Source organism: Desulfobacter sp. (assembly GCA_028768545.1).
GTDB lineage: Bacteria > Desulfobacterota > Desulfobacteria > Desulfobacterales > Desulfobacteraceae > Desulfobacter.
In genome coordinates this window covers 496,531-512,239 of the sequence record CP054838.1, presented here as the reverse complement: position 1 = coordinate 512,239, position 15,709 = coordinate 496,531, and the positions used below count along the sequence as shown (strand labels likewise).

Genomic DNA, 15,709 nt, shown 5'->3' with positions numbered 1-15,709 from the left:
TATCATTTTTATATCCCCGGATACGCCCTTTATTTACAGTCGGCTGCTTCTGGGCATTTTGAGATTTGAAAAGATAAGTTTTTATCAATACTCTGTATTGCATTTCCATTGGACAATCCATGAATCAGCTGTATGGCGTTAATATTATTTGAAAAAAACCGCCGCCCTGCTGTAAAGATAATTGAACATATACTTTTCTCCTCCGGAGATGCAAGGAAAAAGAAGTCTTTTAATAAATTAAGTTTCTGCCAAAGAATCATTTGACATGTCCTTCAAAACCGCCCTTAATAGAAAAAGGGTAATGGGAGATTCTGCCGCCCCAGAACAGAGGTGAAGAAAATTGTCACATCCAGGTGTTTGTCACGTCTATTCTTATAGAGCGCGGGATTTAACATTTGGGGGGGCGGATCCCAACCTTTTTAATTCAGAACGGTGGGTGGTTTAAATCTTCCAATTCTTGCAACTGTGATATTCAGAATCTGCCAGCCTTTAACCATGGATGAATAATTTTCGGAGTCTGGAGCCTCTTTGAAGATAAGAGGGAAAACAGCGCTGGCGCAAAAAGAGATGAAAGCATTGTTCCGTGAAGTGGTCCTGGTGCGCTCACACCAGGATTACAAGGCGCCAAAGGCGTTTGTTGAAAAAATTCAGGAGATGCTCGAGATCCGGGTTAAAAGAATTATAAATCGAACAAAGGAGGTGTTTTATGTCGGAAATGATCGCCTTTTGCGGACTCAACTGCACCCAGTGCCCAAGTTTTCTGGCCACATTGAATGATGATGACCGGGCCAGGGAACAGACTGCCGCCTTTTATGCCAAAAAATTCGGCATGACAGTCAAGCCCGAAGACGTCAATTGCGACGGCTGCAAAAGTGATTCAGGAAGACTGTTTGCATACTGCCGAAGCTGCAAAATAAGACAATGCAGCATGGACAAGAAACTTGATAATTGCGCATCCTGCCGGGAACAGCCCTGTGACAAACTTCAAGCATTTCATCTTTTCGCTCCTGAAGCCAAAGCCTTTTTTGACAGGCTTTTGGAAGAAAAAAGATGATTCTGACTCTGCTTGAACCCGGGCAGGTCAACCCATGAGCGTCTGAATCAATAAAACCCCGGACATAAGGGCCAGCAGGCGTCGCATCCACTTGCGATGGGTTTTTCCCCGTATCCTGTTCCGAAATCCCATGGCCAAAATCATGATCAGGGGGCAGACCAGGGCCAGGACAAGGGAGGTTTGCAAGATTTTTGCGGTGAAGTGGCCCGTGGTTAAAAGGACAGCCGCCTGGGTCAGTTTGCCCGTAAGAAAACATAGGTTAAAGACCTGGATCATGGCTGTTTTATCCATTTTGATTTCAAGGGCAAGGATAACCAGGGCCGGGAGCATCACATTGACTGTGCCGCCTAAAAGCCCGGCAGCTGTCCCGAAAAAGGCCGTGGCCATTTTGGGATGGGCCGGTATCCAGGAAAATCCCACTCCCAAACGTTCGGCATTGAGATATAAAATGAGGATACAGGCCAGCAGGGGACGGAAAAATTCAGCTGGTGCTGTCACAAGCGTTGGGTGCCCAGGAAACTGCCGGCGATCCCGTAAAGGGCCAGGGGCCAGTATGGGGCAATACTGTTCTTCCAGTTGCCGCCTTTGAGGATATTAATGGTATTGATAAGCACGGTTGGCAGCACCAAGACCAGAACCGCTGTTTTGACATCCAGGACCATGGCCAGCAAGGGGGTGGCCACCATGGGAAACCCGATGCCAACGGCACCGTGGACCCCGGCGGCCAGGGCGCAGAAAACAACGGTCAAGCAAGGGGGTATCATTGTGCAAGCCTAATCCCATTGGCTGGAAAAATCCATGGAATTGTTCCGTGTACCGGTTTAATCTTTTGGCATGGAAGATCGGGAAATGATCTGTTTTATCCAGAACATCAAGGATAAAGAAAAAAATTCTTTTATAACGGCCAAAGGCGGAAAGGGTATGAAAAAAAATCATTTCCGGGTAGGGACTTAATTTTGATGGACGATTCAGTAATGAAAATCAGATTGACCGGATATTCAATCGAAACGGGAGGGTGATATGGGCGAAATCATAGGTGGTGTTGTTTTCATGGGGCTGTTTATTGCCTTTGCCATGTGGAGAGGCAGAAAATCAGGCCGGGTCACGGATGCGGATTCCAGACTGAGAGAGGATTCATACTGGGCGGAAAAAAATGAAGAAGAATCCGGCAGCCTGTTCAGTTTTGGTGCTGGAAATTCAGGAGATCATGATGGCGACGACAGCAGGGATGATTAACCTTAAAACTTAACTATATAGAACTGTCGCCGCCCCATTAAAAGACAACCATCCGCTGATCTTTTCCTAAAAAATGTGTTTGGATTTGAAATTCTGATTATTGACCCCAAGGCTGCAAGAATCACAACGCTGTAGCCTTTGTCATTTTTGAGGCGTTATTCTAAAAAGAATTCAATTTTTCAGAGCCTGGCTCTGTCAAGCAAAGGCTGAAAATTAAGAGATTGACTTTGAAAAATAAATATATTAATTGTTCGTATACAGAGGAGTTATACGATGACCGTAAAAACAAATGATTTGCCCGATTGCACGGTGTTTCTTCTGGGAAAAGCGTATCAGAAGGCCCATGGGGATTTTAAAAAGCAGCTCAAGCCTTTCGGTCTGACCAATATGCAGCACCTGGTGCTGGAAGGCCTCTGGTATGAACAGGGCCTGACTGCATCGGAGCTTGGCCGTGTGCTGATCCTTGACAAGGCAACCCTGTCCGGGGTGCTTGACCGGATGGTGGAGGGCGGATGGATTCTCAAAAGGCAGGATCCCGAAGATAAACGGGTCAGCCGGCTCTTTCCTTCGGACAAGGCAAACCAGATGAAATCACAGCTTATTGATGTCAGAAAAGAGGCCAATGAAAGGCTTTTATCGGAGTTTAATCCGGAAGAGCGAATTTTGCTCAAGCGGTTTCTCCGGGATTTAATATATGAATAGATTTTTCGGCCATAGTCGGTTGGTGTGCAAACATTATTCGCATTAACATAAAGAAAAAGAGGTGGCAGACATGCTGTTATTGAACCCTAAAAATTATCAGGACAGAAATTACCCGGATGAACGGTCAAAGGAAATCATGACCAAAACCATTGAATGGTTTGAATCCAAGGGATTGAAACAGATGAAAGAGGATTACAGGTCAAGGGAGTTTACCTATGACTTTGCCGAATTCATCAAAAAGGAAAAGATTTTCCAAACCCTGTTTTTGCCCAAGGGATACGGGGAGGATGATCAGTATTACTCCACCTACCGCATGTATGAATTTTCTGAGATCTGCGGGTTTTACGGCACTGCCTATTGGTATATGTACCATGTGTCCACCCTGGGGCTGGACCCTGTTTTTCTCGGGGACAACGAGGAATATAAGCACAAGGCTGTTAAGACGCTTGATGAAAATCCCCTCTGCGCATTCGGACTTTCCGAACAGGATCACGGGGCCGACATCTATTCTTCTTCCATGACGCTCTATCCCCAGGAGGATGGCACCTATCTTGCCAAAGGCTCCAAATATTATATCGGCAACGGCAATGAAGCCTCCATCATCACGGTGTTCGGTAAAATTGACGGCAGTGACGACTATGTATTTTTTGTGGTGGATTCAAAGCATGAAAAATACGAATGCGTTCAGAACGTGATCTGGGCCCAGAATTATGTGTCTGAGTTTAATCTCCATGATTATCCGATTACCGAAGAGCAGATTCTTTCCAAAGGGTCAAAGGCCTGGGATGACATGCTCAACACCATCAATATCTGCAAGTTCAATATCGGGTCCGGGGCCACCGGCATTGTGACCCATTCCTTTTACGAAGCCCTGAATCATGCCGCCAAAAGAAACCTTTACGGAAAATACGTCACCAAGTTCACCCATGTGAAAAAGCTTTTTGTGGATTCATACACCCGCCTGGCCGCCATGAAGCTTTTTGGGCTGCGCGCCACTGATTATATGAGGGCGGCAACGGCCGACGACAAACGCTACCTGCTGTACAACCCCATCATGAAAATGAAGGTGGCCCTTCAGGGGGAAGAGGTCCATGAGCTGCTATGGGATATTATTGCAGCCAGGGGGTTTGAAAAGGATACCTATTTTGAGCAGGCCGTGATTGAATTGAGAGGTTTTCCCAAACTTGAGGGGACCCGCCATGTGAACATGGCCCTTATCGTCAAGCTTATTCCCTCATATTTTTTCAATCCCGGCGAATTTGACGAAGTTCCCCGGCTGAACGGGGCTCAAAATGACGATTATCTCTTTGAGCAGGGTCCGACCCGGGGATATGCCAAGATCCAGTTTCATCATTATAAAAAGGCCTATGATTCCAAGGATCTGCCCAATATCAACCTGTTCAAAGAGCAGATTCAGGCCTATGAAGAGTTTCTCATGGTCTCGGGTATGGAACTCAAGAATCAGATGATGAACGACTTTGACTATCTTCTCGCCGTGGGGGAGATTTTTACCCTGGTAGCCTATGGCCAGCTCATCATTGAAAGTGCGGCAATGGAGAATATTGACGACGGTCTTTTAGACCAGATTTTTGATTTCATGGTCAGGGATTTTGCCGAATACGGCCTGGATCTGTATTCAAAACCGGCCAGCACCGACAAGCAGCAGGAGGCCTGTCTTAAAATGGTCAAACGTCCGGCCCCCAACCAGGCAAGGTTTGATACCGTACTCAAAGACCATGTATACTCCCTGATTGATGCCTATGAAATGAAGTCTTAACCCCCGGTTTGATATTCAGGAAAAATGCCGTGCCCCTGGGCACGGCATTTTTTATTGATAATACCCGGGCGTGACCAATTCTTTGACTTTTCGTTCCGGTACCCAGATTTTATTTTCATTGTCGTCGGAAAAGACTAAAACCCCGTTCTCATCCCGTTATTTTTTAATTCCCGGGGCATAGTGACCCGGGATGGTTTTTTCGGTTCTGTTGCAAAAAATATTTCCAGGACAAAGAGATCGTTCAGGCGTAAAATTTACGCAGCATAAGAAAACAGATTTTCGACGAATTCTTTCTGCTTTAAAATTTCTCCCTTCCTAATATTTTTAACTTGTCCTTTTCTGATCATGTTCATAATTTCATAGCCTTTTAGCGTCCGCCAGGCAGAATGAAATGTCTTGAACCCCATACCAGCTCTGACAAGCTTTTTGATAAACCGGTGGTCTTGCTCAATAATATTGTTCAGATATTTATTCTGTCTTAGGATACAGTCCTTATTCAGAAGCTTTTTTTCTTTCAAAGCCTTTACTGCCGGAGGATATGCAGGATTTCCGTCAACACTCAGAACCCGAGGTCTGGAGCTATTGGAAGCTCGCAGCATCTTTTTAAAAAATCGTTTGGCAGATTCCATATTACGTCTGCTGCGAAGAAGAAAATCGATGGTATTTCCACGGGAATCGACCGCTCGGTAAAGATACTTCATTTTCCCCCGCACCTTGATATATGTTTCATCAATACGGTAAGAATCATTTGATTGCCGCAGATACTTCCTGCTTCGCTTTTCCATTTCAGGAGCATAGCGCTGAACCCATCGGTAAATGGTACTGTGATCCACAGACAAGCCCCGTTCTTGCATCATCTCTTCCAGATTCCTGTAACTCAGTTGATATCTCAGATACCAGCGAACATTCAACAGGATGATTTCTTTTTCATAATGACGCCACTTGAAAGGGTTTTCATTTTTCATACTATCTCTCTGCAAACAAATTAGTGCCAAAACGGACTTGTATCAGACATTAATAATTTTTTGCAACAGAACCGGATAATTATTATGGTTCATCCGATTAATGCGTACCTTTTATTGTGAAGGTCCAAAAGTTTCAACCTGAAAAACTCCGAATCCCTGTATCCATAAGCTTTCCGTTTCATGGTTTTTATCTTGTTATTTGTCCCTTCTAAAGGACCTGTAGATATCCTGTAATCATAGTATGAAAGGATTCTTTGCCTGTGCACAGCCAAGGTCTTGGCAAATTTCATCAACATTGAAATTTTGGAAATATTGGCCAGATTGATCCAATTGCTGACTATCTTTTCAGCTGTTTCTTTTTTCTTTTGATTCCATATTTGCCTGAGTTCCTCTTTCATGTAGTAGACTACCAATAGCGGCTGATTTATTTTCAATGCTTCTTCTAACCGTTGGGCCTCCTTCTTGTCATCACTGAGGTTTTCGGGATTTTTTAACAAAAGCCACCGGACTCCCTTCAGAAGTTTTTGTTGCCCGGTATTGGCAAGAAGGTTGTAGAGCTTTCGCCTGAAATCCGACAGTTTCTCATTGAACAATTTAACAACATGAAATCTGTCAAAGACAATTGCTGAACCAGAAAGATTTTCAATAACAGCACTCAAGTATGCCGGGGACATATCGATGCTGACGGCTTTGATTTTTGCTTTCGATATTTTCACTTTTGTCCAAAAAGATTTCAAAGCTTCACCACCTTTTCCTTCTCCCACGTGCAGAATTCTACCGGATTCCAGATCCATCACGATGGTCAAGTATTTATGCCCTTTCCCTATGGAAATTTCATCTATGGCAATCTGCCGGACTTTCTCAAGGGGGATTTTTCGATAACGCCTCAGCAGGTCTTCTTTCTGGATCTGCTTTATCGTATCCCAGCTGATCCTTAAATGGATGGCAATATCTTTGATTGTCATGAACTGAGACAACTCCAAGACATACCGTTCAAAAGCCCGGGTATAGCTTTTCCCCTCCTGGGCAAAGGATAGTTTGATTTGCCGGACAAATTGACAGAACGAACACCAAATTCTCTGGATAGCCGTCCTGAGAATCACGGGTTTTGAACCTACCGGTATTGTTCTGAGATCTCTTGTCACAATCCCTTTCCTGGTGACGGACCTGGAATTACATTCCGGGCATTTTACCGCCTCCGGTTTTGGTATGAGTTCAAAAGTGATTATTCCACCGATGAAACGTGTTGTTTTATAAAAGTAGTCACGAAGGCCAAAGGCATGGTATATGAAGCTTGTGGACATTAATTCATTCTCCGATTTTGTGCGAATAACACAAAAAAATTAGAACATGATCATGTTCACACCATCATTTCAAGCATAAAAATCCTTACTGTGTTATTGCCTTCCCAGTGATGTTTCTCAGTCCAGGTACGCGATTTTCTGATGAACCATTATTATATTCTGGACAAGCATCAAAAACTGGTGTCAATCAAAACCTATCTTGTTCAGACCCAGCAGGTCTCTTTGTCCAGAATCAAGGAGATTGAAGCAAAGGTTGAAACCAGTTCAATTCCGTTGATCTCTTATCTTGTGGACGAGGAGGTTGTTCCCAAACCCAGGCTTCAGCAAATTCTTTTTGACCTGTTTCACATTCCTTTCCGGTCGGTTTCTGATATTGTTTTTGATAAAACCAGCAAGGAAAAATTATCCCGAGTGATTCAAAAAGCCTTTGCAGCAGAGCATAAAATGATTCCCCTTCAGATTTCCGGCAATACTGTGATGGTCGGGATCACCGACCCTGAAAATCTTATCTGTATAAAGAAACTGGATCAGACCTTTCCCCAATACCGGTTTACCCCGATTTTTATTTTGTTTTCAGGGTTTACCTGGTTTTATAAACTGCTCTACAATGAGAATTGGTCCTTGCCTCTCTCCTGCACCCCATGTCCGTCTCCGGACAGGGGAATGGATATTTTCATTGAGGTTCGGTCACCGGAACAGGACAAAAATCTCATTGACACCCTCTACCAAGAGTATGAAAAAAACCAGACGGCCCTTGCCGTAAAAGAAATCGACCGGGGTCAGGCGTTTTTTGAATTTATCCGTATCAACCATGGGAAAATTACCCGAAGATTCGGGTGTTCTGCGGTTGAGTTTTTATTGAAAAAAAGGGGGCCGGGGTTCTGGTGACGGCCCGGCCCAAAAAGGAAGGCAGGTAAATATGGCCAAGGTGCTGACCATTGCATCGGGAAAAGGCGGGGTGGGTAAAACCAGCATCAGCCTCAATCTATCGTTGGCCCTGGCAAAGGCAGGGTATCGGGTCTGTCTCTTTGACGGCGACCTCGGCCTTGCCAATGTGAATATCCTGACCGGGCTATATCCTGACCATGGACTTGCCGATGTGATTGAGGGGCGTAAAACTCTCAAGGATTTCATGATCAAGGATTTCAACGGAATTGACATGATTCCGGGCAGTTCAGGCGTGGACAAGCTGGCAGACCTGACCCCTGACGAATCCGGGCGATTGATCAATGCATTCCTGGAATTATCTGCCTATGATTATTTTATCCTGGATACCTCTGCCGGAATTTCCTCCCAGGTGCTCTCCTTTTGCAGGGCCTGTCATGAGATGATCCTGGTGGCCACGCCGGAACCCACCTCTCTGACAGACGCCTATTCCCTGTTAAAGGTATTGGCCCGGGGCGGCCGGCTTCCCAGGATAAGGGTGGTCATCAATCAGGTTCAGTCTGCAGCCGCGGCAAAAAAAGCCTATGCCAAACTCAAAAAGACGGTCCATAAATTTTTATCCCTGAAGATCACTCCTTTAGGGATTGTGGCCCGGGATCCCAATGTTCCCATTGCCGTTGTTTCCCAGATTCCGTTTTTCATGCTTTTTCCGGATACCATGGCGGCCCGCTGTATCCGTGCCATTGCCCTGAAACTGGTCAAAGATCCGGGTGAGGATATGCCTGTGGAGGCCTTTTGGGATCAATGCCTTGATATGCTCTCCCAGGGACGGCCCGCACCACAGGTTCCGGACCAGCCTGTGCCGGCAACGAATCTTGTCCTTGAAAATCAAGCTGTCCAGGATCGTGAAGCCCTTGAAAAGAGGTTGTCCGGGATTGAAAATAAGATGGACCGTCTTTTAGAAGAGATGGCTCAGATTAAAGTTCTGGCCCGTGAGGCCCGGCCGATTCACGAGACTCCGCCTGAACCCAAAATAGAGGTGCCCAAGGTCCCCTGGCCCTCAGAGCCCCTGACCCTGGATTTTGAAGACTGGCTGAACCGGGGCTAAATCCCCAGGGTTTTCATACATTGCAACAGTTCTGTTTTATCCCCTGTATGCTTGCCCTTATCATCGGAGAGCTTTACCGTGGGCCGTAATGGCATGCCGGGTCCGGCGTTGCATTGGCAAAGCTTGATCACAATATTCAAAGGCGTTGTTCCCACATCATTGGTTAGATTGGTGCCAATACCATAGATATCCTTGAATTTTCCCCTGCAGAATCGATGGATATCTATTGCCCTGTCCGGATCCAGGCTGTCTGAAAACACAATGGTTTTTGTCTTTGGGTCAATGCCGAGGCCCTGGTAGTGGGTGATGATTTTTCGGGCAAATTCAATGGGGTCTCCTGAATCATGGCGGACCCCGTCAAACAGCGTTGCCCGGGGTTTTTCAAAACAGGTTAAAAAGGCATCCGTGGTATAGGTGTCGGTGAGGGCAATGCTCAGGTTGCCCTGGTATACCTTGACCCAGGCCTCCAATGCGCTTTCATTGGCTGTTTTATAATTGCCTAAACCGGAGTGGAACATGATCCATTCATGGGCCAGGGTTCCGATTGGGGCAATGTTGAATTTTTGTGCCAGGTGGACATTGGAGGTGCCCAAAAGCGTGTGGCCGGGCAGGCGTGTGATCTCTTTGATCAAGTCTTCATGGTTGGCAAAGGAAAACCTGCGACGTGTGCCGAAATCAACAAAAGAGACCTGGTGAGAGGCCAGCTTTTTTGCTTTTCTTCGGTTTCTTTGGCAAATGTCGTCTCTGGACATGATTTTGGGGGCGGTCATCTCAAAGTACGTCTGGCTGATCATGGCCATGAGGGGAACTTCCCAGAGAATGGTCCGGTACCAGGGACCTTTGATCGTTGCAAAAAGGCGGCTTTTTTCCTGGTACAGGCTGACCTCTTCAGGATCATATCGATACTCAGATAAAAACCTTAGAAATGCCGGGGTAAAATAGGGGCATGTATCTTCAAGCCAGGCTTTTTCGTCCAGGGTCAAAGAAAGGCTGGCCATGGTGTTGATTTTTTTTTGAACTTCACGGGCCATTTTTGGGGGAAAGGGGGTCCCTCCCCTGTTTGTCAGTTCGTATGCCACCCGGGCCTCGGGATAAAGGTCCAGAACGGCCTGCTGCATGGTAAATTTGTATAAATCATTGTCAAGTATACTTTGAATCATGGGCTCGCCTTTTTCATTCGATATAGGTAATATATATCTTGTGAAATCAGATTTGTATACGGATAAATCCCTTGTATCAATCCAGGCGGGTCAAGGGCGCATTCCCATTTTCCCGGTTATACCGCTGGCACTGGATTGTGAATGTTTGCCATCTGCTTCAGGCAGTTCCAACGCCCTGCTTTATAAAATGATCGCAGCATAATCATTTTTTCTGCATTCTCCCGATACCAAAAGATGCATGGACCTTTAAGACGTAAATTCACGACTCTCCGAATCGAACTTTCAATAGCACCGCTGCCAATAGGTAAGTTCAACGCTTTTACAGTTGAGAAATTAAGCCTCAGTTCATTGCGCACAAAATAATCCCGTTCCGTCTTGATAGCCTTACTGTTTCTGCCTCTACAAAGCTTCTGGACGGCCTGTACCACCTCAATCGCCTTTCCCTTCAGCAGAAGACCTCGCTGCTTCGATACCCAGCGTTTGCGTTCCTTGGATGACCAGGTCTTCCTTAAGCCTGCTACTGTACCCAGATGCTCAACTGCATGGTAGAAATCGAGAAGTTCATACACACGCTCAGGAGCCAAACCCAATGCTTTTAGCAGTCCGGGGATTCGATTCCAAATCCAATGTGCCCCATCTGCAACAAACAGTATTTTGTCTGAGTTCTGAATATGAAGGGAGTTCAAATAACCCTTTAACAAGTGGAATACACCATCCGGTCCATTGAAACAGCCATCAATAAATGGTGAAAAGCTTTTTTCTTGTTTTCCATGGGCGTCCACTACATAAATGATCAAAAGCTTGGGTTCTCGCCATGCCCCACGAAATCGGGTTCTATCCTTTTGGGTTTTTGGTCCCCTTTTCTTCTCTCTGAGCCGAGTGCGGCCACCATCAGTGCTGATAACGACTCGCCGCCCTTCAAGTAAATCTCTATCATTTAATGGGATTCGGCCCGCTTGTTGTTCGGCTCGAGCCCGCTATGCGTACCGATAGGTCAGTTTACGGATGACCTTTATACCCAACGTCATCCCACGGTCACAAAGCACTTGACGGACTTCTTCAAAAGAACTTAATAAGGCTGACCAAGAACTCACCATAGAAGCCAAAGCAGGCGAGCAGCGATCATGGATTCCAAGAAGGATTAAGCCAGCGTATGCACCTTTATATCTTTTTCCTTTTCGGCGGTCACAGGACCTTCGATAGTATCGAACATGAATATCAACCGAACTATCTGTACAAAGCTGAATCCAAACGGTCTCAAGCCCTTCGCTTTTCATCCGTCCCGGCCAATTGGACATCAATTCTTTTTCTTGGTCGACCTGTTCAGAGGAATCTACTGAGGCCTGGATCTTTTTTTTAAAAAAAAGGCGCTTATCCGATTTGTATACTCAAGGATTTCCTGCTCCATCTGTTCTAATTCGTTAGCGTTACGAACCAAGCGATTTGGATCTTCTTCCAGTTCTTTGAGGCATGCAAGGACTTCATCAACAGTATTACAATCTTCAGCTTTCTTCATTAGCACAATCCATTTATGTTCATTTCAGCGTAACAGAGGATATCATTCTTTTTGCTCTAAAAGACAGGCCTTTTTAAAACCGGGAAAATGGGAATGCGCCCCGGGTCAATATGGGGGGCCGATTATAGGAAATTGAAAGAAATATCCGGGCCGGGGTTGAATCTTGAGAAAACCGTTTTAATTTGTGAAAAACGAGATACGAGGATGAAATGATAAGAAAACAAGAAAATACAGCCGTGATTGTGGTGGATGTTCAGGGGGACTTTACAGACCTCGAACAGGGTAGCCTGGCAGTTGCGGGGACAGACCGGGCATATATCGACCAGGTCCGGGCAAAGACCCTTGGCTTGAAGGAATCTGGGTATAAAATATTTGCCACCCAGGACTGGCATCCCCAAGATCATATTTCATTTTTTTCCAACCATAAAGGCACAGCGCCTTTTGAGACTATAAAGATTGAAGACCGGGTCCAGGTTCTCTGGCCCCCCCATTGCGTCCAGGAAACAAAAAATGCAGACCTGCTGGTGGATACCACTCTCTTTGATCGGATCGTCAAAAAGGGGATGGATCCAGCCTATGATTCCTATTCCGGTTTTTTTGATGACGGTCAAAAAAGTACGGGTCTGGTTGATGCCCTTAAAAATCAGGGGATTCAAAATTTAATCATTTACGGGCTGACCACGGATTATTGTGCCAGGGCCACGGCCATGGATGCATTAACCTTGGGGTTTGGGGTGGTGTTGATCAAGGATCTGTGCCGGGGCGTCGACCCTGAGACCACCCGTGCTGCCTTGGAAAATATGGCAGCGGCGGGGGTCACCATTGTTTAGGATTTTGCAGCGAAACCAGGCCGTTATGATTTAAAAGAGAGTTCAAACAATTTTTCCATGGCCATGACGGCATCTTCGGTAAGGTTCCGGGTGCCGGTGCCTGAAAAGGTTTTGTGATGGATGACCGGGGTCACCATCTGCCAGTCATTGTCAACCCAGGAAAACCAGGCTTTTCTATCCTGCTCATAGACAAAGATTGGCCGGTTGAACAGCTTGCCCAGTTCAACCCCCCAGCCGGTTCCGCCTTTAACGGTTTTGTCCGGAAGGATCCAGCCGACCACAAAAATCTGATACCCGCTGTTGATCATGTGGAAAATGGACTGGATGACTTTTCTGATTTTATTGCCCTTGGAAAAGGATCTCCCCAGGCGGGTGGATACGATATCCATGGAGATATTTCCCTTTTCCAAATCTTCTTGGGTCAGTACCCGGACGCCTGCATCCCGTGCAAGTTTATGTCCGTCAAAGGAAAAATTAACCTCTTTGACGCCGTATTTTTCAGCCAGTCTGCCGAATTCCGCTTCAGCACCTCTGTGGCCGCCGCTGTACAGGGTGAATTGAGAAGGATCGTTGTTCATAAGCATTACTCCTTAAATTAAATACTCATCCGTTTAGAAGGGTCGTATTTGGTTTTTATGGTTAACTCAATGTGATTTTAATAGATTCGGCCTCTATCATATAAAAGACGAATAAGATAAGCAAGCCGGAATGCAAGTCAAGTCCTGCTTGGAAAAAAGTAGGTTCTGTTGCAAAAAATTATTAATGTCTGATACAAGTCCGTTTTGGCACTAATTTGTTTGCAGAGAGATAGTATGAAAAATGAAAACCCTTTCAAGTGGCGTCATTATGAAAAAGAAATCATCCTGTTGAATGTTCGCTGGTATCTGAGATATCAACTGAGTTACAGGAATCTGGAAGAGATGATGCAAGAACGGGGCTTGTCTGTGGATCACAGTACCATTTACCGATGGGTTCAGCGCTATGCTCCTGAAATGGAAAAGCGAAGCAGGAAGTATCTGCGGCAATCAAATGATTCTTACCGTATTGATGAAACATATATCAAGGTGCGGGGGAAAATGAAGTATCTTTACCGAGCGGTCGATTCCCGTGGAAATACCATCGATTTTCTTCTTCGCAGCAGACGTAATATGGAATCTGCCAAACGATTTTTTAAAAAGATGCTGCGAGCTTCCAATAGCTCCAGACCTCGGGTTCTGAGTGTTGACGGAAATCCTGCATATCCTCCGGCAGTAAAGGCTTTGAAAGAAAAAAAGCTTCTGAATAAGGACTGTATCCTAAGACAGAATAAATATCTGAACAATATTATTGAGCAAGACCACCGGTTTATCAAAAAGCTTGTCAGAGCTGGTATGGGGTTCAAGACATTTCATTCTGCCTGGCGGACGCTAAAAGGCTATGAAATTATGAACATGATCAGAAAAGGACAAGTTAAAAATATTAGGAAGGGAGAAATTTTAAAGCAGAAAGAATTCGTCGAAAATCTGTTTTCTTATGCTGCGTAAATTTTACGCCTGAACGATCTCTTTGTCCTGGAAATATTTTTTGCAACAGAACCCACAAGTCTGCCCGACATTTAATTCAGGATCTCAAGGAGAATGTTTTTGCTAAAGAAAATATTGCGCCAGACGGTGGTATCAGCCGTAGTAGTTTCTGTGAAGCCATCAATCACAGGGGACTCGAACAACTGCAATTTATCTTTGAGGATCTTTATAAACAGGCTCTTGAGTGTCATCCGGGTGAACACGCCGAGTTAGGAGAGTTGGTTTCCATTGACGGTAGTCTCATAAATGCAGTCCTTTCAATGCACTGGGCGAACTACAGAAAAGGAAGTAAAAAAGCCAAAGTACATTGCGGATTTGACATTAATCACGGAATCCCAAACAAAATCTTTTTGACTGAAGGCAACGGCGCTGAACGCACTTTTGTTCCCAAAATACTTTCCAAGGGGCAAACAGGTGTTATGGATCGTGGATATCAATCCCATAAAGAATTTGACCTGCTTCAGGAGCAAGGCAAACATTTTGTCTGCCGTATAAAAACCAGGACAACAAGAACAATTATTGATAACCACGAGACCCCTTCCGACAGCTACATTTTTTATGATGCACTGGTTAAACTTGGTACTCCGAATCAAAACCAGACGAAAAGGCCTGTTCGGGTTGTTGGCTATAAAATTGCTGGCGTCAAATACTATGTGGCAACTGACAGGCATGATTTAACAGCGGAACAAATAGCAACAATTTATAAACTCCGGTGGACCATTGAGGATTTTTTCAAATGGTGGAAAGAACATCTGAAGGTATATCATCTCATTGCCCGCAGTGAATACGGCCTTATGGTTCAGATTCTTGGCGGCCTTATCACTTACCTGTTACTGGCAATCCATTGCCAAAAACAGTTTAATGAAAAGGTCACGATCAAAAGAGTTCGGCAGCTGCGAACCGCCATTCTAAATGACCTGTTTGGCTGCGAGGAGCAGGGCTCTCATAGTTCAAACAGGGACAATATTGTCAAAGATCAAAAAATTATTGAGCAAGCAAAAACCTAACCGGACATCACTGAGATTTTGTAGAAAATGGAGGAAGCAAGACGGAAGCTGCCAGTCAGTTTAATGTATCCCGTGGAAGTGTTCACAACTGGACGTCTGCCGAAGATGGTTTGTCATACAAGAAACCCGGTCCAAAAGGACCACGAAGTTTGGATCTGGAAGCTTTGCGCCTCCATGTGGAGACAAATGATGACATGACACAATCGGAAAGGGCGCAGCATTTCGGAGTATCCCGTGCCTGTATCTGGTATAATATGAAACAACTCGGAATCACTCGAAAAAAAAGATGACGGGATACAGGGAGCGAAGCGACAGCAAAAGAAAGGCATATCTTCGTCTTCGTGAACGTTATGTACGTCGTTGCAAAACGTTTGTTTATGTTGATGAAAGCGGCTTTTCGCCTTATACAACCCGTCGCTATGGATATGCTCTCAAAGGGCAGCGTGTTCATGGTTTGATTGCAGGAACAAAGCACCCTCGAACGTCTTTGATTGCTGCCCGCATCGAATATAGTTTTGAAGAACCATTTTTGTTTCAGAGGGCGTTCAAAATTCTGTGTCAGTTGAATGAAAGCTGATATACTCAGCTAAATAAGGAGAACTG

The 15,709-nt window shown here is 45.2% G+C and carries 19 protein-coding genes and 3 pseudogenes; 11 read left to right on the top strand and 11 right to left on the bottom strand.

From position 1 onward, the window contains the following. Positions 1-29 precede the first annotated feature (29 nt). The gene (locus HUN05_02450) at positions 30-260 is read right to left on the bottom strand and encodes a hypothetical protein (GenBank protein ID WDP84158.1); all 231 of its coding nucleotides are present in this window, start codon (positions 258-260) and stop codon (positions 30-32) included. A 446-nt stretch (positions 261-706) separates the two neighbouring features. On the opposite strand from HUN05_02450, the gene HUN05_02445 reads away from it, so the two are divergent. Then, the gene (locus HUN05_02445; protein ID WDP84157.1) at positions 707-1,054 is read left to right on the top strand and encodes a DUF3795 domain-containing protein; all 348 of its coding nucleotides are present in this window, start codon (positions 707-709) and stop codon (positions 1,052-1,054) included. A 27-nt stretch (positions 1,055-1,081) separates the two neighbouring features. Here the strand turns inward: HUN05_02445 and HUN05_02440 are convergent, their stop codons facing one another. Next, positions 1,082-1,552 (bottom strand): hypothetical protein, encoded by a 471-nt coding sequence (locus tag HUN05_02440; protein WDP84156.1) that lies wholly within the window; start codon positions 1,550-1,552, stop codon positions 1,082-1,084. Next, positions 1,549-1,818: a hypothetical protein gene (locus HUN05_02435; protein WDP84155.1), complete on the bottom strand. Its 270-nt coding sequence runs from the start codon at positions 1,816-1,818 to the stop codon at positions 1,549-1,551. The genes HUN05_02440 and HUN05_02435 overlap by 4 nt, the downstream gene beginning before the upstream one ends. A gap of 256 nt (positions 1,819-2,074) precedes the next feature. Here HUN05_02435 and HUN05_02430 point away from each other — a divergent pair, with 256 nt between their 5' ends. The 3 genes from HUN05_02430 (at position 2,075) to HUN05_02420 (ending at position 4,769) form a co-directional block, all read left to right on the top strand. Then, on the top strand, positions 2,075-2,290 hold the full coding sequence (locus HUN05_02430; protein ID WDP84154.1) for a hypothetical protein: 216 nt from the start codon (positions 2,075-2,077) through the stop codon (positions 2,288-2,290). A 273-nt stretch (positions 2,291-2,563) separates the two neighbouring features. Beyond that, the gene (locus HUN05_02425; GenBank protein WDP84153.1) at positions 2,564-2,992 is read left to right on the top strand and encodes a MarR family transcriptional regulator; all 429 of its coding nucleotides are present in this window, start codon (positions 2,564-2,566) and stop codon (positions 2,990-2,992) included. A gap of 70 nt (positions 2,993-3,062) precedes the next feature. Continuing rightward, entirely contained in the window at positions 3,063-4,769 is a 1,707-nt protein-coding gene (locus HUN05_02420; GenBank protein WDP84152.1) for an acyl-CoA/acyl-ACP dehydrogenase, read from the top strand. Positions 4,770-4,820: 51 nt separating this feature from the next. On the opposite strand, the pseudogene HUN05_02415 reads toward HUN05_02420, so the two are convergent. From HUN05_02415 to HUN05_02405, 3 genes and pseudogenes are all read right to left on the bottom strand, one after another. Next, positions 4,821-4,910, bottom strand: a pseudogene (locus tag HUN05_02415) (hypothetical protein). 113 nt (positions 4,911-5,023) lie between these two features. Further along, positions 5,024-5,734: an IS6 family transposase gene (locus tag HUN05_02410; protein WDP84151.1), complete on the bottom strand. Its 711-nt coding sequence runs from the start codon at positions 5,732-5,734 to the stop codon at positions 5,024-5,026. 89 nt (positions 5,735-5,823) lie between these two features. Then, complete coding sequence (locus HUN05_02405; protein ID WDP84150.1) at positions 5,824-7,038, bottom strand: ISL3 family transposase; 1,215 nt, start codon at positions 7,036-7,038, stop codon at positions 5,824-5,826. Between the two features lie 141 nt (positions 7,039-7,179). Between HUN05_02405 and HUN05_02400 the strand changes: the two genes are divergently transcribed. Next, on the top strand, positions 7,180-7,926 hold the full coding sequence (locus HUN05_02400; GenBank protein WDP84149.1) for a hypothetical protein: 747 nt from the start codon (positions 7,180-7,182) through the stop codon (positions 7,924-7,926). 31 nt (positions 7,927-7,957) lie between these two features. Then, positions 7,958-9,031 carry a MinD/ParA family protein gene (locus tag HUN05_02395; protein WDP84148.1) on the top strand — a complete coding sequence of 358 codons (1,074 nt, stop codon included), beginning with the start codon at positions 7,958-7,960 and terminating at the stop codon, positions 9,029-9,031. Here the strand turns inward: HUN05_02395 and pncB are convergent. The 4 genes from pncB to HUN05_02375 all read right to left on the bottom strand — a co-directional run bounded on the left by pncB (position 9,028) and on the right by HUN05_02375 (position 11,707). After that, the gene (pncB, locus tag HUN05_02390; GenBank protein ID WDP84147.1) at positions 9,028-10,191 is read right to left on the bottom strand and encodes a nicotinate phosphoribosyltransferase; all 1,164 of its coding nucleotides are present in this window, start codon (positions 10,189-10,191) and stop codon (positions 9,028-9,030) included. The genes HUN05_02395 and pncB overlap by 4 nt on opposite strands. Before the next feature lie 116 nt (positions 10,192-10,307). After that, complete coding sequence (locus HUN05_02385; GenBank protein WDP84146.1) at positions 10,308-10,988, bottom strand: hypothetical protein; 681 nt, start codon at positions 10,986-10,988, stop codon at positions 10,308-10,310. A 180-nt stretch (positions 10,989-11,168) separates the two neighbouring features. After that, positions 11,169-11,468: a hypothetical protein gene (locus HUN05_02380; GenBank protein WDP84145.1), complete on the bottom strand. Its 300-nt coding sequence runs from the start codon at positions 11,466-11,468 to the stop codon at positions 11,169-11,171. A 56-nt stretch (positions 11,469-11,524) separates the two neighbouring features. Continuing rightward, a complete protein-coding gene (locus tag HUN05_02375; GenBank protein ID WDP84144.1) occupies positions 11,525-11,707 on the bottom strand; it encodes a hypothetical protein in 183 nt (60 codons plus the stop codon). A gap of 209 nt (positions 11,708-11,916) precedes the next feature. Here HUN05_02375 and HUN05_02370 point away from each other — a divergent pair, with 209 nt between their 5' ends. Further along, positions 11,917-12,537, top strand: a complete 621-nt coding sequence (locus HUN05_02370) for an isochorismatase family protein (GenBank protein ID WDP84143.1) — start codon at positions 11,917-11,919, stop codon at positions 12,535-12,537. A gap of 23 nt (positions 12,538-12,560) precedes the next feature. On the opposite strand, the gene HUN05_02365 is transcribed toward HUN05_02370, so the two are convergent. Beyond that, complete coding sequence (locus HUN05_02365; GenBank protein ID WDP84142.1) at positions 12,561-13,115, bottom strand: hypothetical protein; 555 nt, start codon at positions 13,113-13,115, stop codon at positions 12,561-12,563. Positions 13,116-13,349: 234 nt separating this feature from the next. Here HUN05_02365 and HUN05_02360 point away from each other — a divergent pair, with 234 nt between their 5' ends. The 4 genes and pseudogenes from HUN05_02360 to HUN05_02345 all read left to right on the top strand — a co-directional run bounded on the left by HUN05_02360 (position 13,350) and on the right by HUN05_02345 (position 15,683). Further along, positions 13,350-14,060, top strand: coding sequence for an IS6 family transposase (locus tag HUN05_02360; protein ID WDP84141.1), 711 nt, complete (start codon positions 13,350-13,352; stop codon positions 14,058-14,060). A 53-nt stretch (positions 14,061-14,113) separates the two neighbouring features. Then, positions 14,114-15,106 (top strand): annotated as a pseudogene (locus HUN05_02355) (IS4 family transposase). Positions 15,107-15,123: 17 nt separating this feature from the next. Continuing rightward, positions 15,124-15,396: pseudogene (locus HUN05_02350) on the top strand (IS630 family transposase). Further along, on the top strand, positions 15,393-15,683 hold the full coding sequence (locus HUN05_02345) for a hypothetical protein (protein ID WDP84140.1): 291 nt from the start codon (positions 15,393-15,395) through the stop codon (positions 15,681-15,683). The pseudogene HUN05_02350 and the gene HUN05_02345 overlap by 4 nt, the downstream one beginning before the upstream one ends. Positions 15,684-15,709 lie beyond the last annotated feature (26 nt).